21 protein-coding genes are annotated in these 23590 nt (G+C 40.4%); 12 read left to right on the forward strand and 9 right to left on the reverse strand.

What is annotated here, in order from left to right:
- Positions 1-30: 30 nt before the first annotated feature.
- The 10 genes from AB4160_RS09610 to AB4160_RS09655 all read left to right on the forward strand — a co-directional run bounded on the left by AB4160_RS09610 (position 31) and on the right by AB4160_RS09655 (position 12445).
- A complete protein-coding gene (locus tag AB4160_RS09610; RefSeq protein ID WP_102439974.1) occupies positions 31-753 on the forward strand; it encodes a single-stranded DNA-binding protein in 723 nt (240 codons plus the stop codon).
- 141 nt (positions 754-894) lie between these two features.
- The gene (locus AB4160_RS09615) at positions 895-2190 is read left to right on the forward strand and encodes a tyrosine-type recombinase/integrase (RefSeq protein ID WP_372004369.1); all 1296 of its coding nucleotides are present in this window, start codon (positions 895-897) and stop codon (positions 2188-2190) included.
- 1 nt (position 2191) lies between these two features.
- Positions 2192-3730, forward strand: a complete 1539-nt coding sequence (locus AB4160_RS09620; protein ID WP_372004371.1) for a site-specific integrase — start codon at positions 2192-2194, stop codon at positions 3728-3730.
- Positions 3723-5813, forward strand: coding sequence for a hypothetical protein (locus AB4160_RS09625; RefSeq protein ID WP_372004373.1), 2091 nt, complete (start codon positions 3723-3725; stop codon positions 5811-5813). Before AB4160_RS09620 ends, AB4160_RS09625 begins: the two co-directional genes overlap by 8 nt.
- The gene (locus AB4160_RS09630) at positions 5806-6222 is read left to right on the forward strand and encodes a hypothetical protein (protein ID WP_372004375.1); all 417 of its coding nucleotides are present in this window, start codon (positions 5806-5808) and stop codon (positions 6220-6222) included. The genes AB4160_RS09625 and AB4160_RS09630 overlap by 8 nt, the downstream gene beginning before the upstream one ends.
- Positions 6219-6647: a hypothetical protein gene (locus AB4160_RS09635; protein WP_343823843.1), complete on the forward strand. Its 429-nt coding sequence runs from the start codon at positions 6219-6221 to the stop codon at positions 6645-6647. The genes AB4160_RS09630 and AB4160_RS09635 overlap by 4 nt, the downstream gene beginning before the upstream one ends.
- Positions 6644-8881 carry an AAA family ATPase gene (locus AB4160_RS09640; RefSeq protein WP_372004378.1) on the forward strand — a complete coding sequence of 746 codons (2238 nt, stop codon included), beginning with the start codon at positions 6644-6646 and terminating at the stop codon, positions 8879-8881. Before AB4160_RS09635 ends, AB4160_RS09640 begins: the two co-directional genes overlap by 4 nt.
- Before the next feature lie 137 nt (positions 8882-9018).
- On the forward strand, positions 9019-9708 hold the full coding sequence (locus AB4160_RS09645; protein ID WP_372004381.1) for a DUF6977 family protein: 690 nt from the start codon (positions 9019-9021) through the stop codon (positions 9706-9708).
- 5 nt (positions 9709-9713) lie between these two features.
- Complete coding sequence (locus AB4160_RS09650) at positions 9714-10625, forward strand: DarT ssDNA thymidine ADP-ribosyltransferase family protein (protein WP_372004383.1); 912 nt, start codon at positions 9714-9716, stop codon at positions 10623-10625.
- Between the two features lie 14 nt (positions 10626-10639).
- A complete protein-coding gene (locus AB4160_RS09655; RefSeq protein ID WP_372004385.1) occupies positions 10640-12445 on the forward strand; it encodes a hypothetical protein in 1806 nt (601 codons plus the stop codon).
- A 314-nt stretch (positions 12446-12759) separates the two neighbouring features.
- On the opposite strand, the gene AB4160_RS09660 is transcribed toward AB4160_RS09655, so the two are convergent.
- From AB4160_RS09660 to AB4160_RS09685, 6 genes are all read right to left on the reverse strand, one after another.
- The gene (locus AB4160_RS09660) at positions 12760-13167 is read right to left on the reverse strand and encodes a CBS domain-containing protein (protein ID WP_102439578.1); all 408 of its coding nucleotides are present in this window, start codon (positions 13165-13167) and stop codon (positions 12760-12762) included.
- Positions 13164-13514, reverse strand: a complete 351-nt coding sequence (locus AB4160_RS09665) for a P-II family nitrogen regulator (protein ID WP_076538613.1) — start codon at positions 13512-13514, stop codon at positions 13164-13166. Before AB4160_RS09665 ends, AB4160_RS09660 begins: the two co-directional genes overlap by 4 nt.
- A gap of 3 nt (positions 13515-13517) precedes the next feature.
- Positions 13518-14291, reverse strand: a complete 774-nt coding sequence (locus AB4160_RS09670; RefSeq protein ID WP_102439577.1) for a DUF1538 domain-containing protein — start codon at positions 14289-14291, stop codon at positions 13518-13520.
- A 69-nt stretch (positions 14292-14360) separates the two neighbouring features.
- Positions 14361-15092 (reverse strand): DUF1538 domain-containing protein, encoded by a 732-nt coding sequence (locus AB4160_RS09675; RefSeq protein WP_076538618.1) that lies wholly within the window; start codon positions 15090-15092, stop codon positions 14361-14363.
- Positions 15093-15426: 334 nt separating this feature from the next.
- Positions 15427-15972: a DUF6702 family protein gene (locus AB4160_RS09680; protein WP_102520467.1), complete on the reverse strand. Its 546-nt coding sequence runs from the start codon at positions 15970-15972 to the stop codon at positions 15427-15429.
- A 360-nt stretch (positions 15973-16332) separates the two neighbouring features.
- Positions 16333-17085 (reverse strand): ABC transporter substrate-binding protein, encoded by a 753-nt coding sequence (locus tag AB4160_RS09685; protein WP_102475474.1) that lies wholly within the window; start codon positions 17083-17085, stop codon positions 16333-16335.
- A gap of 215 nt (positions 17086-17300) precedes the next feature.
- Here AB4160_RS09685 and AB4160_RS09690 point away from each other — a divergent pair, with 215 nt between their 5' ends.
- The gene (locus tag AB4160_RS09690) at positions 17301-18302 is read left to right on the forward strand and encodes an NAD(P)H-quinone oxidoreductase (RefSeq protein WP_372004388.1); all 1002 of its coding nucleotides are present in this window, start codon (positions 17301-17303) and stop codon (positions 18300-18302) included.
- 411 nt (positions 18303-18713) lie between these two features.
- On the forward strand, positions 18714-19139 hold the full coding sequence (locus tag AB4160_RS09695; protein ID WP_102439573.1) for a hypothetical protein: 426 nt from the start codon (positions 18714-18716) through the stop codon (positions 19137-19139).
- A gap of 104 nt (positions 19140-19243) precedes the next feature.
- On the opposite strand, the gene AB4160_RS09700 is transcribed toward AB4160_RS09695, so the two are convergent.
- The 3 genes from AB4160_RS09700 to AB4160_RS09710 form a co-directional block, all read right to left on the reverse strand.
- Positions 19244-20275, reverse strand: coding sequence for an aldose epimerase family protein (locus tag AB4160_RS09700; RefSeq protein ID WP_102531478.1), 1032 nt, complete (start codon positions 20273-20275; stop codon positions 19244-19246).
- 27 nt (positions 20276-20302) lie between these two features.
- Positions 20303-21460: a galactokinase gene (gene galK, locus AB4160_RS09705; RefSeq protein ID WP_102475477.1), complete on the reverse strand. Its 1158-nt coding sequence runs from the start codon at positions 21458-21460 to the stop codon at positions 20303-20305.
- 414 nt (positions 21461-21874) lie between these two features.
- Positions 21875-23533, reverse strand: coding sequence for a cation:proton antiporter family protein (locus AB4160_RS09710; RefSeq protein ID WP_102439570.1), 1659 nt, complete (start codon positions 23531-23533; stop codon positions 21875-21877).
- Between the last annotated feature and the right edge of the window lie 57 nt (positions 23534-23590).

Raw genomic sequence — 23590 nt, forward strand, 5'->3', positions numbered from 1 at the left:
GATAATAGATAAAATCGCAGGAGATTTTCGATGGCCAGTCGTGGTGTAAATAAAGTAATTTTGGTTGGTAATTTAGGTAAAGATCCTGAAGTTCGTTACATGCCAAACGGTAATGCCGTAGCCAACTTTACTGTAGCTACAAGTGAAACTTGGAAAGACCAACAGGGTCAGCAGCAAGAGCGCACCGAGTGGCACAATATCGTCATGTACCGTCGTTTAGCTGAAGTTGCTGGCGAATACCTAAAGAAAGGTTCTAAAGTTTATTTAGAAGGCAAATTGCAAACCAGTAAATGGCAAGATCAGACTACAGGTCAAGATCGCTATAAAACTGAAATCAATGCGATGGAAATGCAAATGCTTGATAGCCGCGGTCAAGGTGGTGGTCAGCAAGGTGGCATGAACCAAGGTTACGGTAACGCGCCGCAACAAAGTGCTCCTCAGCAAGCTCAAGGTGGTTATGGTCAGCAGCAACAAGCTCAAGGTGGTTTCCAACAACCAGCTCAAGCGCAAAAGCCTGCTTACACGCCTAAGCCTCAAGCGCCAGCTCAGCAGCCTGCCCAACAAGCACAAGGTGGCTTCCAACAAGCGCCAGCTCACCAACCTGCACAAGGTGGATATCAGCAAGCTGCTCCTGCGCAGCAGCAAGGTGGTTTTCAACAACCAGCTCCAGCACAGCGCCCAGCGCCAACGCCACAGCCACAAAATACTACACCTGATTTAGGCGGTGATTGGGATGATGATATCCCGTTTTGAGGAATACATAAATAAAATCTGTAGATTAAAATCATTAAGGGCTTGCTTTTGCAAGCCCTTTTTTATTTTCTTTATATTTTATGTTGACGATAATGACGCTAGGTACTATACATAAATAAAGTGTTGGTAAAGAGGTGTTCAATGTCGAAAATTAGAAATCTGATTTTTAGTAACGGTGAGCGGTATCCGATCTTAATGGACGAAAATGGATCACCTAATTATTGGGTGACATTATATGTTACGGAAAAGCTAAGAACATCACATACACAATCTGCAATATCCAATTCACTCGGTCATTTGATTCATTTAAAGCTTTGGGAAAACATAAATGATCGAGATCTTATCTCTGAGTTTGAACTAGGTCATTTTTTGACTGACAAAGATGTTTATTCAATACGTGATCATTGCACATTAGATACGAGAAGTTTGAAGAAGTGGCTAAAAGCATCCGAGAAGAATGTTGTTAAGTTCGCTTCAGCATCGACAGCTAGCATAGCACCGATACAAAAGGTATCTAAGGGTCATGCAGCAAACCGAATGAGCCAAGTCTCTTCCTACCTAGAGTTTTTAGCAAGAACAATTCTTAAGACAAAATTAATTGAAGAAGAGGTTTCAAATAATATTGAAGCCATGAAAAGCTTACTGTTAGCGAATAAGCCTAAAGGTAGTGGTAGGAAAGGGCTGACTGCTGATCCGAATACTAAAGCCCCGCCTCCTAAAGCGTTTGAACGAATTTTAAGTATTGTTAAAGAGACATCACTTGATAATCCATTTAAAGGTGAAGATGTTAAGTTTCGGAACGCAGTGATATTTGAGGTGATGGAAGCTACAGGGATGCGTGCTGGAGAAATACTGGCTTTGCAGATTCAAGATATTGATTTTCAAAAAGGAAAATTATCAGTTGTTCGTAGGCATGATGCCATTGAAGATCCTCGTAAGAAACAGCCTGTGGCGAAAACCAATGAGCGCACAATTCCTATTTTTAAAGCTATCACAGATAGGTTGCGTGAGTACATCATGGGTGGAAGAGCAAAAATACCAGCGGCTAGAAAGCACCCATACGTATTTGTCACGCATAAACATGGCAAATACCACGGTAGCCCCATCTCGAATAGCACTTTTGTTAATAGAGTTCTAAAACCTGCGGTTGCAATCCATCCAGAAATGCTTGAAGAAATTACCCGTCACGGCTTCCGCCACAATTTCAACTATAAGCTTTCAAAGAAGATTGACGCAGTTAATAAAGCCGCCAAGGAAAATCCTAAAATTAAGCCTATTAATGAAAAGAAAGAAATTCAGATCCGTAAAGAGCTGAATGGTTGGAGTTCAGATAAAACTGCCGAAACATATAACTTGAGACACATCCGAGAAGAAGCTGATCGGGTTATGCGAGAGGATATGGATCACTGGACTAACCGAGCTAAGAAGGATAACTAGTATGCAATTAAAAAAGAGCAAGGCATTAGCCAGTCAACATACAACGAAAAGTGGTTATCCATTTTATTTCTCGGATATTGAATGGAGGCTAGATGGTTCAACAGTGATTAACTTCCAGCGTTTGACCGCTCTTGAACCAGAAACGGAAGAAGGGTTTAGGAAGGCTTTGTGTCGTTACGCTGAAGAACTCTCGGCTATGCATACTTTCAATATGTTTAATCGCTTCAATGCCTACATGAAGGCCACAAAAGAAGGCAAGCTAACATTACAAGGCTTAACAAATTACCGAGCGTCATTTGATTCAGATACTGAGTACAAGTTAGGAGCACTCAAGGGGTTTCTATTAGCTTGGCATGAATGGGGGGTTAGCGGTATCAGCAAGGAAGTAGCTGATTACTTAGAAGAGCTAACATTAAAAGGAAACCCAAAAGGTAATGCTGTTAAAGGTGCTTGCCCATATTCAGGCCCTTTAACGCATAACGAGCTGGGAGCTTTGATTGACTGGGCATCAAATGCCTTTACTAAGGGAACTCTTAAATTAACAGAATATAGCTGTTTTATGGCGTTGGTCTTAACTGGTCGCAGATATGTTCAAATCCGCTCTTTACGTTCAGTTGATTTAATTGTTAGGGAAGATTCAAGTGGTAACGACTATGTTATCAATTGTCCTAGAGCTAAACAGCGTGGTGTAGGCTTTAGGGAGCAATTTACACCACTGCCAATTAATGAAGATTTATACCTTCTGCTTCACAACCAGCGCAACCAATCAATTCAATATGTTGAATCTCGATTGAGGGAAAAACTATCAACTTCACAACGTGAGCAAATACCTATTTTTATAGAAGAAGCAAGAGTCAAGAGGTTATCAAGTGCAGAAGACCTAGAAACAAGGCTTTCTAAAACGCCAGATTATTTGCACATGGCTGCTGACTCAGCATATGAATTATTACGTGGAGTAGCGATTAAAAATACAGCCTGCTCTGAAAGGACGGGTGATTACATTAACTTCACAGCCTCTCGCTTTAGATATACAAAGGGAACGAATTTAGCTCGAAGAGGGATTAGTGGTGTTGCACTAGCTGCTGCGCTAGATCACACCGATACGCAAAACATTGGTGTGTATACAGAAAATACTGAAGAAACAGCAAAGCAAATTGATGAAGTAATGGCTCCTATGCTTGCGCCTTTAGCTCAAGCTTTTTCAGGGAAATTGATTGCATCAGAGCGTGATGCAGTTAGAGCAAATGACCCGAATAGCCGAGTAAAGAATGGCAAGTCTGAAAACGTAGGTAGCTGCGGAACTTATGCTTTTTGTGCTTCTGGATATAGAGCTTGTTATACCTGCTCAAGTTTTGAACCTTGGATTGAAGCACCTCATGAAGAGGTTCTCAATGAAATCTTAGCTGAAAGAGAAAAACAAAAAGACCTTGGTATATCAAACAATGTCATCCAATCCACTGACAGGCTTTTATTGGCCGTTCAGCAGATAATAATAATGTGCAAACAAGATCTATCTGAAGAGGAGTGTGCAAATGGCTGATATTATTCATTTCCAACCAAGGCATGAAATAAGCGCCAAGCAAAATTTAGATAGCTTTATTGAGCACTGTAAAAACCAATTAACACTCTATGATGAACAAGGTGGGTGGCAAAGTAACAACTGGCAGCATAAACAGAAAAACCGTTCAATAGCGATGACTTTCTCTAAATACAGAGAAAAGTCGAACCCTGCGAATTTTGAACCGTTGGATGAGCCATTTTTATCTTTTGCTAAAGCCTACATTCGTTATAACCAAAGTATTAAAGCAGTATCGAGTGTAACAAATAAAATGGTTGCACTGCGTATGTTACATGATGCTTTAGTTGAAGTGCATGGTGTTGCAAACGTTTTGAAAACTGATGGTTTAGTGATTAGTGAAATAGAAACAATTACTAAGCAGAGAGTTACTAATAAAGATCGAAGAAATAAGGTCGGATATCAAATAGAGATTTTGCTTGAGTTTATTCGGAAAAAGCGATTTGTACCTGCCCTTCAATCGTGGACAAACCCGTGGCCTAAAGTGGGAACTAAAGCTGAGCGAACAGATGAAGAGTCACGAAAATGGCAAGACACTCGTTGCCCTAGTATGCACCAGATGCTTGCCTTAGCTGATTGCTTTGCTAAGGCAGAAACCTTGGAAGATAAATATTGGTCAAGTGTCATTACATTATTGATGTTTGCTCCTGGTAGAGCTGGAGAGCTGGTAGAACTAACTGTTGATTGTTTGCATCGTGGTGAAAATGGTGTGCTTGGTGTGAGGTGGTATGCAGAAAAAGGTTTTGGTCACACGATCAAATGGGTTCCAGAAGCACTAGAGCAAACAGTAATAGAAGCACATAGCAGATTAATGGAGATAGGAAAACCTGCAAGAGAAGCAGCAAAGCATGCATTCGATAACCCCAGCATGTTCATGCGCCATGCTGAGTGTTGTACATCTGATGACTTTGCAGAAAATAAACCATTAAATGCCTATCAATTTGCTCATGCAATGAGTTTCACGCAAGACTCTATCACTAGAATGAAAGATAAAACGAGCCAATTCAGCGGTGTAACTGCGTGGAATATGGTTGGTGCAAAAAATACTAAGTGGGTTCAAAAACTTCGCGCTCAAGGGGAGCCTACCTATGAAGAACTAGCGAAATTTGTTGCTTCGAAATATCAAACTGAAGACTGGCCTAACCTACCTTCTATTCAACGTCCGATTTGGGAATCTTTAGTATTGATAAGAGACCGTGAGTTTCACAATGATTTTAAAGTCAGGGAATTTTCATGGCGTTTGCCAAGTGTTAATGAACTTAATGCTCAATTAGCGATCCGAGACAAGCTTAAAAATCCACCTAAAACATTATTCCAGCGTATGGGCTATGTCGATGAAGATGGCAACGATATTCGTTTAACATCACATCAGATAAGAGTTTGGTTATCGACTAATGCTGAGCGTGGTGGTATGGATGCGTGGCAGCTAGCAAGATGGGCTGGCCGTAGTCGTATTAATGATAATCGCCATTATGATTTACGCACAGAAGATGAACGTGAGCAACAAGCTAGAAGCATCCTTGAATATAATGAAAGACCAACAGCGTTAGAAGCAATTAAACTGAATTTACCTGTTAGCTATAAAGATTTAGGTGTAAATCGAATTGGTATAGCAGATGTTACCGAATATGGTATGTGTGTTCATGATTATGCAATGTCACCTTGTACAAAAGGTGGGGAATGCATGACATGTAAAGAGCATGCGTGCATTAAAGGTATGCCTAAAACACTAGAGCGTATAATTCGACTTGAGAAACAGGTTGAATCTCAATTCAACAAAGCAACTGAAGATGAAGCTGACAGTGTTTTTGGCGCAGATAGATGGGTTTCTCATTTAGGTTGGAAACTGGCTCATATTCGCACACAACGTGGGCGGCTCGAATCCGAAGATACACCAGAAGGTGCGATCTTATGGATTCCACCAAAACATGATCCTAGCCCTGTAAAAAGAGCACTTGAACAAAATGATTTAGATATAACCGCAAGTAATCAAGATCTTGTTGAAGAATCTGAAGTAGCAATGTTATTGGGGATCGAAAATGCCTAAAAAAATAATTACTGAGAAAACACTTCCGCTAGCACTTCACGAACTTGATAAATGGTCAGGAAAGTTAACATGGAATAGTTTTGCTGAGCAGCTTGCAAAGGTGCTTGGAGAAGAAAAGATTAGTAGGCATACACTGCTTTCCTACCCTGCTTTAGTAGAAGCATTCAACGATAGAAAAGGTAGCCTTAAAGAGTCAGTAAAAGATGAAGAAAAAGACATAACGCTTGATTTTGCTAAACAACAAATAGCAACGCTTGAAGCTAAAGTTGAACGTTTAGAAAAGCAAAACGAAAAATTGCTAGAACAGTTTGTCCGTTGGCAACATAACGCTTATATGATGCCTAATGTTGATATGAAGCTTTTAAATAAACAGCTTGATAAGCCTTTACCTGAGGTTGATAGAAGATGATCAAAGGGAAAAACGGACAACAGATTGCCCAAGAAAATATCAAGTTAGTACAAGCTTGGGTTGATGAGCGCAATGCAGCTAGAGATTGGCATGAGTACGAATATAGCGGAAAAATAAACCGTAGAGTATTAGCTGAAGAACTTGGCTTCGCTAAGTCAGTGTGTACACAAAACAAGGCTGTAAGATCGCTTATTGAAGAAGCAGATAGTTATTGGTTTCGCAAAATTGATGAGGATAAAAAATCTCATGAATCTGCAAGAGAAAGAGCTGAAAAGCAATCTGGTATGGTGTCAGTGAGCAACAATGCACTGTCACAACGGATTGCAGAATTAGAAGCTGAAAATAGGCAACTTCAACGTGAACTGACCAAGTTTAAAAAGCAGCAAATGTTAATTCAATCTGGTGCAGCAGGATTCAAATTATGAATGAAGTTGTCCATCTACGCCAAATTATTCAAGTTAAAAAGCAACGAGCAAACTCTTACACAACAGTTGATCTTATCAATACTGATGGTTCGATCAAAAAGCGAGATAAAACAACAGTTGTTAAGTTTCCAGAGCACGCCAAAGATACGGCTACAGCAGGTAGCTTATGGGAAGTATCAGGTAAAGAACGTCTTAATCATTTTACCATAAATGACTTTTCATTAAGTGAATACACCATTGATGCGGGAAACATTAAATTTTTAAGGCCATCAGGCAGAATTTTATCTCGCTGGATAAGCAACAACATCAAAGGTATCGGCAGTGTTATTGCAAACCGACTTGTTCGACTTAAAAAACTAGCGCACCTTATTGAAACGCAGGACTCAGAAGCACTACTAAACATCGCTGGTATGACAGAAAACCGTGTTAAAGACCTACTCGACAGTTGGCCTAGCGAGGCGCTTTTTAATACGATTAACTGGCTTGAAGAACAGAACTTACCACTAGGTTTTGGCGAAAAACTAGTAACAATATTCGGTGAAGAGGCCATAGATAAAGTTAAAGAGCACCCATTTCTGTTAGTGGCAATGGGTGCGTCATTCGAACAGGTATCACAATTGGCGTTAAAGCTAGGTTTTACCTTGGAAGATGAAGTCGTTGTTGCTGGTATAGCTCAATATGCAGCTATTAACCATTCAAACAAAACAGGCTCAACGGTAATCTCAAATGATGAACTTCACAGTGAATATGCCAAGCTCATGAAGTCGAATGCGCCAGAAAATGTTGGTGATATAGCTTGTGAACAAGGACTGCTAGTTCAGGTAGATGATGGCTATCAAGTTTATGGAAAGGCACTGATGGAGGCATCTGTTGCTCAATTTCTTGTCGATGCGCATCAAAGAGAAGTTGGTGATGGTTGCTTACTAGCTAGCTGGGAAATAGGCTTATCGAAGGGCTTAGTGCAAGCCGCATTAACTGATTATGAAAGCACATTGGAGTTTAACCTAACTGATGATCAGCGAGACGCTATTATTGGTGCAGTGCTATCTCCTGTGTGCGGTATATCAGGTGGTGCAGGTACTGGTAAAACAACCATACTTAAAGCCGTTTTAGGTGTCTATGATCGAGTTTCAGAGGGGATAGAATGTTATCAAGTGGCTCTAGCAGGCCGTGCAGCACAACGTATGGCGGAAAGTACACAAAATCCAGCCTATACCATTGCAAAGTTCATTGGTGAGCATCTAGGTGATGACAAGCCCAAATTACCTGAACAAATATTATTAGTCATTGATGAATCATCAATGGTGGATCTTCTGTCTATGTATCGACTAGTTGGCATATTGCCAGACGCTGCTAGAGTCATTTTTGTTGGTGATACCGCTCAATTGCCACCTGTAGGTAATGGCTTGGTATTTCACGCCTTAATGGATGCTCAGATACCATTTTTTAACTTAACGCAGGTTAAACGGCAAAATGAGGAAAGCGGAATACACAGGTTTTCGACATCAGTTAGAAATGGGTTGCTTGACCTTCCAGAGCTTACTAAAAACGCACTAAGGGAAAGCAGTGATTGCTCGATTGAAACAAAGCCGACTATCGACAGGATCATAACACTTTGGCAAGAGTCTGGTGGTATTGAACAGAGCATTGTTTTATCGCCCATTAAAAAAGGCGAATTTGGTGTAGACAACCTAAATTTAAAGTTTCAAGGAGCTGTAGGTAATGATAGACAAGCCATTTACTTTCAAGATTCATTAAGAGGCTGGATTCCTTGGATTACATCAACTGGTTCACGGTTATTGAAAGGCGACCCTGTATTAGTTATTGCAAACAACTACGATGAAGACGCAGACCTTAGAAATGGTGACTTAGGGCTTATTGTTGAAGTGTTTGAACAACCTGATGAAGATGGTGTGGTTGCCGTTATTGAAGTAAACAATATTTTGATTAATGTCACTGCTGAACTATTGGAAAAACTGCATCTTGGCTATGCAATAACAGTCCATAAATCACAAGGTTCCCAGTGGCCTAATTGCTTCGTTATGTTACCTAACGAAGCAGATAAAATGATAGATCAAACATTGCTCTATACTGCATCAACTCGCCCAAGTGAAATACTAGTATTAATGGGGAGCGAGAGGATTATCGAAAAGGCAATCATGGTCGGTTCAAAGGCATTAAACAGAAAGACCTATCTAAAAGAAAGAGTCAGTGCTGCCTATGAATCAATCTAATGCTTGTTGAAAAAACAAACACTAGTGGGGTGTAGCGAATTGTATCAAATTTAAGATGCGTGCATGAGATCAAAGACGGCTTGCTTAGAAAGTGATATTTATTCAACCTTCAGCTATTAGGGAAAGGAATCATAGAGGTGGCACAAAGACCTGTTTTTATATCGAGTAATAAATATCCTTTCGTTGAAGAGAAATTAATTGATTTTGAGTGGCACAAAGGTTTAGCCGTGACTCAAAAGAAAAAATCGATAAAATCTTTGCATGCAGCAGCACTTGAGCAATTTAAAGATTTGACTCTCTTAGAGATCTCTACTAAAAGTGATAACCCTTTGGGAGTTCAATTAAGTGCTTTTAATTTAATGGTTCAGCTAAAAAATAAAAAAGAAGTACCGTTGGAAAATATTTTTCATGCTGCAAAAGTCTTTAAGAATGGAGGCCCGTTTAAAGATTTGCTTTTTATGCCTGCAAGAGAGGCAAAGTCTGACATTCGCTTAAAAGAAAGTGGCGAATTAACAGGCTTTTTTAGCAATGGTAAAACATGGCCTTTAATGCCCAAGACAATATTTTACGATTGGCTATACCTTAACGCCATTAAACTAACCCCATCTTTATCTGCTTATATTGTTGATTTTAATGCATTTACGGATATCGAATTTAACCCTAACAAAAGTTTCAATTGTCAGGCAAGATCTGCCGCTCTTTATGTGTCGTTAGTCAAAATGGGAAAATTAGAGGATTGTTTGTCTAGCCCTGATAGTTTTATATCGTTATTAGGAAAGGTTTCAAGTGAACTTATAGAACCAGCACAAGCAAATTTATTTGGTTAATAACTATGGAACGTAATTTTGAAAAAATTTTTAATGTTATAAATTTGATGTTGTCAGATAAGAATACAGCACTTGAATTTGTAACTAATGAACTATCATTTGCGTCTAAAAGCTCTTTAGTTGTGCGAAACTTTGTTAAGTCAAGTGGGGTAACTGTAGTTGATGAACCACCGCTACTTGATTTGGATAGTCCAAATATAGTGCTTTCTAATCTTCTTGTACCATTAGGTGCTTTCCAGTCAACAATTGAATTAAGATTACAGCTTATCGAAGAAGTTATGAAACATCACGGATTGGGAAAATATGGAAATCAAGACATCAAAGAGCGAATTCGTGATATTTGCCTAGAGCGAGATATAACTGAGCTGATTCATTTTACCAAAGTTCAAAATGTTAGAAGCATTTTAGACATTGGGCTTAATAGTAAAGATTATAATTGTGAGATTTCTAAAAAACATAAAGTCAATGATTCAGGGCGGTTTGACTACAGAACTTATATGATTTCACTATCAGTCTCTTATCCAAATGATAAAATGTTTTACAGATATCGACAGATAGATACTAGTCAGAAATGGGCCGTTTTGAGTATATCACCGAGTGTATTATGGGAGCTGGAATGTCTATTTTGTGCTACCAATGCGGCAAATGCCTCAATATCTTCGGCTAGTGATGAATCTTTGTATGGCTTTCAGGCACTTGAAAGGTTGTTTTTTCAACAAACTAATAAATCTAGGTTGTGTTACCCGTATGACTCACAGGCTGAAGTTTTGGTTAATAGTCATATACCTAGCGATTACATTCAATCGATCATAGTAGAGCAGGAGACAGATGAATTGGCAGGTTTATCACTAAAACCAATTATAAATCCTTTTTACTATCAAAATAGAGAATACGCATTAAATAGTAAGGTTTTATAACGTAAGGGATTTTTATGTCATTTTTTAATTTATTTTCAAAGAAGAAAGATAACAAAAAAAGCATTAGCAACAGTAATGAGATTGAAGGTGAAAAGCTATTTCGTCAAGGGATTCAATACTCTCAACTTGGTAATCAACAAGAAGCCATTAAATTTTTCACAAGATCAATAGAAGTCAGCTCTAACCACTCTGCTGTTTATATAAATAGGGGGGCGTGTTTTATGATTCAAGAAAGATATCTTGAATCATTTGACGATTTTTCCTATGCAATAGAAATGGAAAAGAATGGTTTATCAATAGATGCAGAAGCTTGCACTCCTGCTGCAATTCAAAACATTCAACGTATTCGACCTTTCATAGAATTTGAGAAGAAAACTGGTGATGTAGTAAGGGAACAATTAACATCAGATGGCGAAGATCATTTCACCATGAGATGGAGTGAAGTTTTATTTGGCCAGTTTTTAGATAACGATATTAGTATAGCTCAACAGTTTATATACGAAGAACTTAAAGAGCTTGAAGAAATGGGTGGTATTCATCAAGAATATGCTCTGAATTGTGGTGTGGATTACAAGAAATTTTTAAATGTAGGTTCTGAGCAAGACACTGGTAAAGCATTTATAATGTTCAAGAGTGTTTTATGTTGTTTTAGTAGAAATCCAGACATAATGTTTCAGGTTAGAACTAAAATTCTTGATAAACTCCATAATCTTATCAGTCAAAGTACACAAACTGAGTCAGACCGAATTTCAAATTTAATTAAATGGGCTAAGATAAACGACTTACCAGAAAGAGAATTGGTAGAAGGGATGTTTGGCGGTCAACGATATGTAGGTTTCCCTTCAGATGTTGATTCCATCACTTACTTGAAGAATTTTAATCGTTTCGCTAAAGGCAGTTTTTATGAGGAGAATTATTCTTTAGAGGTAGATCTTACTCACAAAGACATTAAGGAGTTACCTTCTGAGTTTTTTGACCTTGTTGGTATTCATGTATTGTATCTCCATACAAATAGCTTGATTGAATTGCCAACCGAAATTGGAAACCTATCTAACTTATATAGTTTAGACTTAGGGAATAATAAGTTAAAATGTATTCCTAGATCTTTATGTAATCTTAAGCACTTAGAGTATTTAAATTTACATGGTAATGACCTATCTTCGTTGCCAGATGAAATAGTTAACCTAGAAAACCTTACGCAAATAAACCTATCAGATAATCCAAAGCTAGTGCTCACAGCTAAACAAAAAGATTGGCTAAGTTATTTTGATGAGGATGATATTTGGATTGATTCAGACCTATTTAGTAGAACTAACAGTGAATACTCTAAGTTAACGAGTTCAGGTCGAATGCGTTTAACTGAAGCAGAGGTTGATATTATGTTTATCGTAAAGAATGGTAGTGTTCTTTATGTAAATAATGATGCCGATTCGCTCTATCAAGTTGATAACGATGGTGATCTTAAGCTAGATGGTAGAGTTGTGAATTTTATTTTTAGGGACAGCAATGAAATCATAGAAGTATTTGTAGCTTTTGATGAGCAAGACTCATATTCAATGTTTACTATGAATATGGGCAGAGATGACAGACTCAATTATGTTGCTCAAGCGATTTTTCAGTTCATGGGTGAGAAAAACATAGAGAATGTGTTCTCATTAGAAGGCCATTATGCAAGCCAGTACCATTATGCCTTCAAACTATATAAAAAAGACGATAAGCATTTCATGGTTAACAATAGCCAATCTCAAGCTTATTTAATCTCAGGTGGTATATTTAAATCAGAAGATGTAGATGCTATTAAGTCTGAGTTCTGGAACTAATAGTTTTATTTGCTTTTGTTGATTAAAGTTGTTCGCAACGGATGAAAATGCGTTTATATCTACATTTAAACTTTAGGGCGTGTAGTATAAGTTTTGCGTGTGTTTTTTTTACTATATTTTACAATGACTTTACTCTTCACTCACTCACCCTTGTTTTATTTTATGTGTGCATTACCTTTTTAGATCACGTTAAATGTAAAAGTGTTAAATTAAACACGTATTTTACGAATTATTATGAGGAACCCAGCATTTTTGCTGGGTTTTTTATTGGCTGCGATAGCTATTTAGAGGTGACGAGTCACGATCTTGAGTGATCAACTGGCATTGTTAACCATGCCTTTTAAGACAATATTGTTATAGGTGACAAAGCCAATAATATTGCCTTGTTCAATGACAGGAGCTTTGTTGATCTGGAATTGATCAAATAAGCGGGCGGTATAGCGAATATCCATATCTGGGCATACTGACATCACAGGCTTTATCATGATTTCATAAACATTAACCCGCTCTGGTGACTTATCAGTGGCTAATACTTTTCTGGCAATATCACTGAGTAACAATATGCCGTATTCATCATGCTCATGGCGTTTGTTAATCACTAAAATAGTGACGTTTTTTGCCATCGCAATATTAATGGCTTCACTGACGGTAAGTAGGCCATCAATCATGGCGTAATCATTCATCAAAATATCACGGTTTTTTATTGGCGTTGATGGTTTCATATTTGATCCTTTATATCATCAGTGAGTTTTGCAACTTGGTGAGCAACACCAACGGCATCTTCAACATCAATTTGAATTGCTATTCCTTGACCTGGGTGAGTATTAAAGCCGCCCACCTCACAGATCGTTTCTAAAATATGTCGGCTCATATGCTCTTCAACTAGCCATAAAATGACGTCCCGTTGTACATCTAAGCCTAGCCCCATGAAGGTTTTCTTTTTAGTTAGTCCTTCACCGCGAGCATGGTTAATTACAGTGGCACCTGTGGCACCAGCTTCTCTGGCGGCATCCAGTACCGCTTCAGTACTAATATCATCAACAAAAGCGACAATTAATTTAAATCGCATGGGTTACTCCTTGGCGGATTTTCGTTGGTCAACAAAGGCTACGATTTGGGCGTAGCTCATGACGGCAATGATTGGAAATAAGCTAGCAAAGGCAATTAAGCCAAAACCATCAATAAGGGGGTTACGGCCTTCAACATTAGAGGCAAGCCCTAAACCGAGTGCGGCCACGAGGGGCACAGTCACGGTAGAAGTGGTGACGCCGCCGGAATCATAAGCTAAAGGAATAATCGATTTCGGCGCGAAAAATGTTTGAATTACAACTACCACATAGCCAGCCATGATGTAGTAGTGAATAGGATCACCAACCACAATACGAAAACAACCTAGTGAGATCCCAAAAGCGACCCCAATGGCCACAGAAATTCTCAAGCCTTGAATACTAATGGTGCCACCAGAGACTTCATTGGCTTTTATCGCCACCGCAATTAATGACGGCTCAGCAATGGTGGTACTAAAGCCAATGGCAGCTGCAAACACATAAACCCACAGGTAATCTTGCCAAATGAACGGTCCAGCGGAGCCATCAGGGTGCAAAATACTGGGGGAGGTGAGTTGATCCGCTAAGTTTTCACCAATGGGAAATAGCGCTAACTCTAAGCCGACCAGGAAAAAGCTTAAGCCTAAGATCACATACACAAAACCTAAGACCACGGTTTTCCAATTGGCAATGGGACGCTTGAGTACACCCAGTTGAAAGCCAAATAAAATTGTCGCAATTGGCACCACATCACGCATGGTAAGCAGTAAGGTTGCCAATAGCTGGTTAATCCACTCCATAATACTCCTTGTAGGCGCAGCTTTGATTTATTACAACGTCAGCTAAAACAGGGCTGTTGCGGAATGTCATTACAGGATCATCCCGTAAAGCAGTACAAAAATAACTGGGGTTAAACTGGCAAAGGCAATCAGCCCAAAGCCATCAAGCATGGGATTACGTCCTTTAATCACAGTGGCTAAGCCAACGCCGAGAGCCGTTACCAGCGGTACAGTAATGGTTGACGTGGTGACGCCACCAGAGTCATAGGCGATACCAATAATATTTTCAGGGGCAAAGCTGGTGAGCACCATCACTATGATGTAGCCGCCAATGATCAAATAATGAATTGGCCAGCCTTTTACAATGCGAATAACCCCTAATAAAATCGCTAAACCTACTGACACCGCTACGGTTAATCTCAGTCCCATCGCATAGCTGTCCATGGCAGCCTCAGTGGCCTTGATGGCGCCACCATCTGCTGCAACTTGGGCTGCTTCAGCGGCGACAGCTGTTAAGGCGGGTTCTGCTAAGGTGGTGCCAAAACCTAATGAAAAGGAGAAGGTCACCAGCCAGAAGGTACTGCCTTTACGGGCTAGTGCGTGTGCCAATGATTCACCAATGGGGAATAAGCCCATTTCTAAACCAAAGACAAAAAAGGTTAGCCCAAGAACAATAAATACTAAGCCTACAAGAATGGAAAATAAGTTATCGGGTGCTTGTTGGAGGATAAATATTTCAAAGAAACTCACCACGACTATGATGGGAATAAGATCTTTAAAACTGCCGAGCATGGATTGTAAAAGCTTAACTAACCCTGTCATTCCTTCTCCTTTGATTGCTAAATACTAACCGCCAAACAGCGTGTTAACTTGCTAGCCTAAAAGGTTTATTTATTGTTTTTAGCTAGTTCCAGTTTGCCTGTTTATAGTTGTAAGGCAACATTAAATCAACACAAGTTACAATATCTTTGAGCTAGATCAATTTGTCTAAAAAAGATCCTAGTAGGAGAGGATTAAAGAGGGACTTTTTAAGGGTTATAAACTTTTTTAAGGCTAAAGAGTTTCTTTTCTACCAATAAAAAAGAGACCATATAGTCTCTTTTGTCAGCGATTAATATGTCAGTGTTGCGTGCTGCATAAGGCCTAGCAGATCCACTTAGGCGACATCTGTGTCTAATGCTAAGTGTTGCCATTTGTTATCGGTGCTGATATGCATTACTTTGACTTGTTTGTTGTGCTCAACATTAATATTGCTCAATTGGCTGGGACACAATGTTAACTGATTGGCGATTTTGATGTAAAAGCCCACCGACTTGGGATCGTTGCCGATAACGCTTTTTGCTAGCGTGGTTTGTTGGTAAAGCCATAGGTAGTCACCTTTGATTTCACAATTTAGGTATTCAAGCTGCAATAATTGCTGATTGTTATCTGCAATGTGAAAGTTTGTCTGCACGTAGTCAGCAAACGCTTTTCTGCTTTGTGGGTTTTTGACTAAATCGCTATCAGCCCCAAGGATGCGTTTAGCTGTTTGCTGGGCATCAGCTAAATAAAAGCAGTGTTGAATAGCGACATTCCCGCTTTTGGCATTAAACAGCACATTGGTATAGCTTTCTTTTTTTCTATTAGCAGAAGCCTGAAAATTAAATAATAACAAGCCTGCAAGGGTGATAAACCATATTAGAGCAATAATTATCCAAAACATTATTATATTCCTTTATTGCTAGCTGTTTAAAAAGCAGTGTTGAGCTGCTGCATGATTTGAGCCTGTTGGTAATTAATAAATATTGATACGCGGAAAATAAGCTGGCATTAACAGCAAATACTAATTAAATACCATAGGTCAATATATAGTATTAGTAAAATCTATTATCAAAGTTTTTAATGTTAAATAGGAGGTTAGGCACAGCTTGAACGCGGTTATCGCGAATTGATTATCTGACTATGATTGAGGCTCATGGCCGGTATTGACTCGGGCTAATATAAGCTGAATGCTTATTGGTGAATGTCTAAGTATATGGTTTATAAAGTATGTTGTTTAAATGGCTTTGGTTAAATTTAATCATTAAAGGCCTAATGGCGGCATATTTTCAGGTGCTTTAATTTGGTATTTATCTAAAATTTGTTGAAACTCACCAGAGCGCTTTAATTTAGCAATACCTTGAGCATACACATCTGCGATACGGCTTTGATTAGGATTAAAGCCTACATATAAAGGCGTTGGCTCACCATATGAACCGGCGTATTTGATTTGATTAGCTACATCATTTTTGTATGCAGTATATTCAATAGCGACTTTATTACCCAGTATCACATCAAATCGGCCATTTACGAGGCGCTTAATGTTCAACATCATGGGTTGCTCTCCCGTGGCGGCGTAAAAGTCGGTTGAACGGCTAATTTTATCATTGAGCTGCTCGCCGTAGTCATAACCTCCGATAATCCCCACTAGCGCACCATCAAGACTGTCTAATTGCTGAAATGACCATGAAGCGTCTGCGCGAGTATAAAAATCCGTGCTGGTATAGCCAACAATCAGTGTGTCGGTATATAAATTAAATTGTTCAATATGGGTTGGTGTAACTGCAAGAATGGCATCGATATTACCAATTTTAACTTCCTTTAAAGCGCGATTAAAAGGTACCGCAATAAAATGCACCTGTTGATCCATGACTTCAAATGAGCGCCGAGTCAGTTCAGTGACATAACCGGTGTGATCCTGGCAAATATAAGGGCACCAAATATCCGATGCGATCAATACAGGCTTGGCTGCAAGGGATGAAGAAACCAGTAGTAGTAGAGAGATAATATATTTCACGGTAGTGTTGGCCTCAATAGAATAAGTGCTAATGGCGCAGCCTTACTTAGCTAGTTTTCACCGCACTATGCTCCGCTATTAAACCTAGTGCTTGCTTAAATTCAGTTAGTTGAATTAAATCTAGCCACTTTCAGTAAATATAGTAACCTAAAACGACAGTTTGCTAGCGAAAAGTTAATTTTTTTGTGACGCAATAAATAATATGGACGGGCCAAATGATCGTAAACAGCATAAAGCATGTGATTTACAATGAAACGGGCGCAGCTGAAGTGATGCGCTTTAACCATTCAGCATTACCTAGGCTTAAAGCTGGGCAAGTGATCATAAAAGTACATGCTGCAGGGGTTAATGGCCCAGACATTAAGCAGCGAGAAGGCGCAAATCCGCCGCCAAAAGGTGCTAGCCCGATATTAGGCTTGGAAGTGGCAGGGGAAGTCATTGCAATGGCTAAAGATGTCACACAATGGCAAATCGGCGACAAGATCTGTGCCTTAGTGCCTGGCGGTGGCTATGCAGAGCAAGTGATCACTTACGCCTCACATTGCTTACCGCTCCCCAAAGGCTACAGCTTTGTACAAGCGGCGGCCTTACCGGAAACCTGTTTCACGGTTTGGGGAAACTTGGTTAATCGCGCCAAGCTTAAAGCCGGTGAAACAGTGCTGATCCACGGCGCCTCTGGCGGTATTGGCACCACCGCCATACAAGTTGCCAAAGCCCTAGGCGCTAAAGTGTTTGTTACCTCAGGTAGCGATGAAAAATGCCAATATTGTCTCGACCAAGGGGCGAGTATGGCGGTTAATTACCATAAAGATGATTTTGTTGAGCCTATCCTTGCAGCAACACAAGCTGAAGGGGTCAATGTGGTGCTAGATATTGCGGGTTGTGATTTCATCAACCGCAATTTAAAGGTATTGGCTTTTGATGGCCGCATGGTATCAGTGGCAACCCAGCGCGGCGCTAAAACAGAAGTGAATATTTTTAGCATTATGGCCAAACGCATTCAATGGACTGGCTCAACGCTTAGGCCGCAAAGTGTCGAGGCTAAGGCTGACATCGCCGCTGGATTATTAGCACAGCTATGGCCATTACTGGATGCTAAACAAGTGCAGATCCGGGTTGATAAAGTGTTCCCGTTTGATGAGGTCGTAAAAGCGCATCAATATATGGAGTCAGGTCAGCATAGAGGCAAGATTATTCTGCAGCTAGGCGAAGCCTAAACCTAAATGAGCAAAACCTAAACAAGTAAGATGTAAACAAACAAGACCTAAGCAAGAATTAGGCAATAGTAAGGCATCAAATTCAAAACAGTCTTTTTATCATAGCTGACTTGAAGGCTGTCATATTTGAACTAAATTAGAGCTTGCAGCGCCGCTAAATTACACTGGGTGCATAACACCTTGGGAAAATCATAACTCAGATGATTTGCAGCATAAGACGATGGCGATATGGCACTGGCAAAAAATGGCAAAAATATAAAAAACTTCATTAATAATATATTGATTTTTTCATAAGTTTTTGATTAATTATCCTCAATAATCATGCGCGTTGCGTAGAGGTTAGTAAATAAACTGTGTGCTGCTAAAATGCACATTTTTTAGGTATGTGTTGATTTAAGGGCATTAGCATATATGTATAACACTGCAAAAAAACAAGTTTGGTATGGTGAGCTTCGTACTCCACGTGGCACCTCAATTGTCGTCCATGACAACCGACTCCCCGATGCGTCTCCCGGTCGAATCTACTTATTTAATGTTAGTCGTAACACGATTGGCGAGTACGTAGAGGATATCGTTAAGGTTAACCTGCATGAGCTGGAACCCCAGCAGTTAACAGCCGCCAAAGCTGAGCATGAAGCAGCATGGCTTGCTGCTAGAGCTGAGTTTATGGCAAAACATGAAGCGCATATCGAATTATCTTCAGTGCCAGACTCTGCGCCAGCCTCAAAAGCCAAAAAAGTTGCAGCGGTGGATGAGATTATCGATGTCGATGACAGTGAAATGGAATTTGAAGATGCTGATGCCGACTTCGGTATCAGTGATGACAGTGACGATTAGCATAAAGCGCTAAAGACAAAAAATGGAGCATGATAATAAATCATAGCTCCATTTTTATTGGCTGTTTATTAGTAAATCAATCGCTCAACAGTAATCGCTTAGGCTTAAATCACCCCAAACTCGTAACGGCTCACATGGCGATAAACTTGTCCTGGCTCTATCCAAGGCTTACCGGGTAAATCGGCTTGATTAGGTGAGTCTGGCAGCATTTGTGGTTCAATACATACCGCTTGGTGAGACTGGTAAATACGGCCGTCAAAGCCTTTTACGCCTTCAAGGAAGTTAGCGCCATACAGCTGCACCCCAGGTTGATTGGTGTAAATCGTCATGGTGCGGCCAGTTTTAGGGCTTGAAAGACAACCAAATCGACAGACTTGCTCAGCATTGTTAAGCACATAACAATGATCAAAACCATTGGTGGCAGCAAGAGCAGGTCGATGAGTTTGCACAGCAAATGCAGTGGCTTGGGCTAAATCTAAATCGCTGCCAGTGGTCGCAGCAATTGAAGTTGGAATACCCACTTCATTCATTGGCAAATATTGCTTGGCATCCACTTGGATCAAATGCGCTGCATTAGTTAAGCTATCAGCGCCTTCTAAATTAAAATAACTGTGCTGGGTGAGGCTAATAGGGCAGGCCTTATCGACACTTGCTTGCATTTCAATGAGTAAACTATTGTCAGCCAAGCGATAATCTAATTGCACCGTACAATTACCCGGAAAGCCCATATCACCATCTGGGCTATCAAGGGTTAATCTCACCCCGTCTTCAAGGGCTTGCATATGCCAATGCTTTAAATGAAAACCTTCAGCGCCACCGTGTAAGCAATTGGTCGCTTGGTTTATATCGAGCTGATAGTGGTTGCCTTGATACTGCAACTGACCATTAGCAATGCGGTTAGAGTATCGCCCTGCAATGGCGCCTAAATAAGCCGGCTGGTTTAAATAATCGCTGACGCTATCACAGCCTAAAACGATGTTATCTCGCTGGCCTTGGTTATCTTCAGTCCATAAGGCGTTTATAATTCCCCCTAGACTTAACACTTCAATAGCAACCTTGCCGTTGTCGACTCGAATACGTTCTACCCATCCTCCGCGAGGATCTTGCCATGGTTCAAGTGTGGTGATTTGTAACATTAATGCCTCTTATAGCAATAGAATTGCTTATTCAATTCTGCCTGCGCCGCCACTGGCAGAGCATAAATAGATAATTGGTTCTAAGGATGTTTGTTGTGGATATAGCTGCTCAACGGCATTGACCACAGCATCGGTTAGCTCATGATCAATAAGCGCTACCACGCAACCATCACTCATTCTTACGCCGCCTTTGGTGCCAATGATATCTTTAATTATTTTCACTAAGGCATCAATCTCAGGGGTGCTGATGTCAAAATCATCGCGCATGGATTGTTGTGATTGGGCCATTAATTGGCCGAAACGGGCAGTATCTTGTTGCTCTAGAGCGCGGGCGGCATTCACAGTGCGTTGGTTTTCAGTTAATACATGCTTAGCTCGATGATAAAGTTCATCACCTAAGCTAGCTTTCGCGCTGTTTAGCTGGCCAAGGCTGACTTCCCTTAGTGACTCAACTCCAAGCAATTCATTAATCTGATGACATTGCAGTTTACGGGCATCAAAGCGGTCAATTAACAGCTGGCGATCGATGCTAGGATCGACAATCAGCAAACTTAAGCTGTCAGGAATCGCTATTGCGCGGCCGTCTAACTCTAAGCAGTCAATCAATAAGGCGTGATCGGCCACCGCCAGTGCGCTAATGGTTTGATCCATAATGCCAGATTCTGACTTTATGAACCTGTGCTCTCCACGTTGGGCAATTTGTGCAATGGCTAATGGCGATAAATGCAGTTGGCTGGCGTAGCTAATGGCAGTGCCAAAGGCCACCTCAAGAGCTGCTGATGACGACATGCCTGCGCCCAGTGGCACATTGCCGACAATGGCAATATCCATGCCTTTAGCTTTAAGCCCAGATTGAGCCATTGAGGCGGTAAAGCCTTTTAGGTAATTTCCCCAACTGCCTTTATCTTCAATGGCGTTTTCTTCAATGGCGTTTTCTTCACCAAAACGCCATTGTTCGATTTGCCCAGCAAAGGCATCAGTCACGGCTCTAAAGGTGTTATCACTACGATGTTTAACCGCAATAACAGTGTGAAAATTAATTGCAGCGGGTAAAACGAATCCTTCGTTATAATCCGTGTGTTCGCCAATAATATTGACACGACCTGGTGCTTGATACAGGTCGTCAGCCGTAGTTCCAAATGTTTGTACAAACAACTTCATGGCTTTTTGAGCAGGATTTGACATACAGTTACAGTTCCAAAGAATGTCGAGTTACGAAGTTACCTAAGCGGTATAAAAGTATTAAATTTTAAATTGATAATGTGATTTATATCACGACTTGCCAGTGGCTGTAACTACTGAAAACTCGATTGATACAATTTGCAGCTTAAGAGTAGTCGGTTTTGTGGAAATAACAGTAATTTCAATGCCTTTGTACTACTAAAGAGGTATGTTAATGTAAGGGTTTACGTTGACTGTTTTATTAGCAGAACAAATTTGAGGTATAAACTGGCTTTATAACCACCCAAATAGCGACGCTGGCTAACCTTGGCTGATTGATATAAAAGCGCATTTTAAACAATAAAAAAGCGCCTTAATGTTAATAAGGCGCTTATCGGTTTAGCATAGCGAATAGAGGATATCGCTAACTATTTACGCTTATGGCTTGCTCAAGTTAGGGGTGATTTCAGTGGCTGCGCTGGCTTTATCAACGCTCGCTTCTGATTCTTCCTCTGTGTTTGGCTCAAGTAATTCATGAATAACATTGTCCACAAAACCAGCACCTGCAGCTTCGTAAAGGTTATAAACGCTGTTAACCCCTTGCTCTTTCAGTGACTCTGCATCTTCAGAATATTGCACAATGGCGCTGATCTTACCTTGGTAATCGAGCTTTTTAAGTTGCTCTACCGCAAACATATTACCAATATGGTGTGGCATGGCTAATAGCACCAATTCAAGCCCCGGTGCCCGCTCAAGCTTTTCCCAAAAATCGGTATCGCTAGCATCGCCTTGCACCACATTGCGGCCTTCAGAGCGATGAAAATCCACCAGTTCTTGCTTGTGTTCAATCCCCAGTATTTCGCCTGAGTATTTAGCGCGCAGCTCATCGTAAGCACCTGAGCCAATCCGGCCCATCCCTAAAATCAAAAAGCGCGGATTACCCACAGGAATTTGTCTATCCTCAGGGTGTAGCGGGTGTTTTTCAAGGGTGATAAAGGTTTTATGGTAGCGCTGATAGAACTTGTTGACCGCCGCATTAAGGGGCGCAGCAATTAAGAAACTGATGCTCAAGGCTACTGCTAAAATGATTAACCACTCGGCAGGTAACCAGCCTTTTGATGCGGCTACCGCAGCAACAATCAAGCCAAACTCACTGTAGTTACCTAGATTGAATGAGGCAAATAGCGAGGTACGAGAACGCAACTTAAAGCGGGTCAATAATATAAAGAACAGCATGATTTTAAACGGCACTAATAGCACCAGTAACCCAGCTAGGCCCACATCGGCAATGGTTGGCAAACCATTTAAACCAATGGTTAAGAAAAACGCGACTAAAAACAGCTCTTTAAAGTAGTAAATTGATTTAGAAAGCTCGGACGCTTTAGCGTGGCCTGCCAGTAAAATACCAATAATCAATGCGCCTAGATCCGGCTTTAAGCCAACGGCTTCAAACAGCCAAGCGCCCATGACTAATGCCATAGTCAGGCCAAATAAAATCAACATTTCGCCGTGGCCAACGCGGTCGAATATTTTATAAATTAGTGGTTTAACTAGTGGTAACAGCAATAAACCTAAGGCGTAAATGGAGGGGAAATCACCCTTTGAAATGGTGAGGAATAGCACTGCGAAGATATCTTGCATAATCAAGATACCAATGGCGATACGGCCATACAAGGCTTGGCTATCACCGTTTTCATCCAGCACTTTGACGGCAAATACGGTACTTGAAAAACTTAAGGCAAAGCTCAGTAGTAACAGCTGATCAATATCTAAATCAACTAGCCTGTCTAGCCCTACTAATCCCAGCAATTTTAAGATGGGTAAAAAGAATAATATCGAGCCAATTAAGTGCAAACTGGAACTGGCCCACACCTCAGATTTGAGTAAACTTTTGACATCTAATTTAAGCCCAATAGCAAACAGCAGTAACATGACGCCGAGGTCAGCTAGTTCCTGCAGCAGTGGCAAGCTTTCATCTTGGATCCCAAAAATAAACAGTAAAAAACCTGCTGCAAGATAACCAATTAGTGGTGGTAAACCGACTCGACTAACAAGCATGCCACATAATAGCGTAACAATGAGAATTGCGGGTTCCATAAGGCCTTATTCGATTTGTTGAAACTAGGTTGTAGGTAAGTAGATTGTATAAGAAAA

This window comes from Shewanella sp. 10N.286.51.B8, from assembly GCF_041469325.1.
Lineage (GTDB): Bacteria > Pseudomonadota > Gammaproteobacteria > Enterobacterales > Shewanellaceae > Shewanella.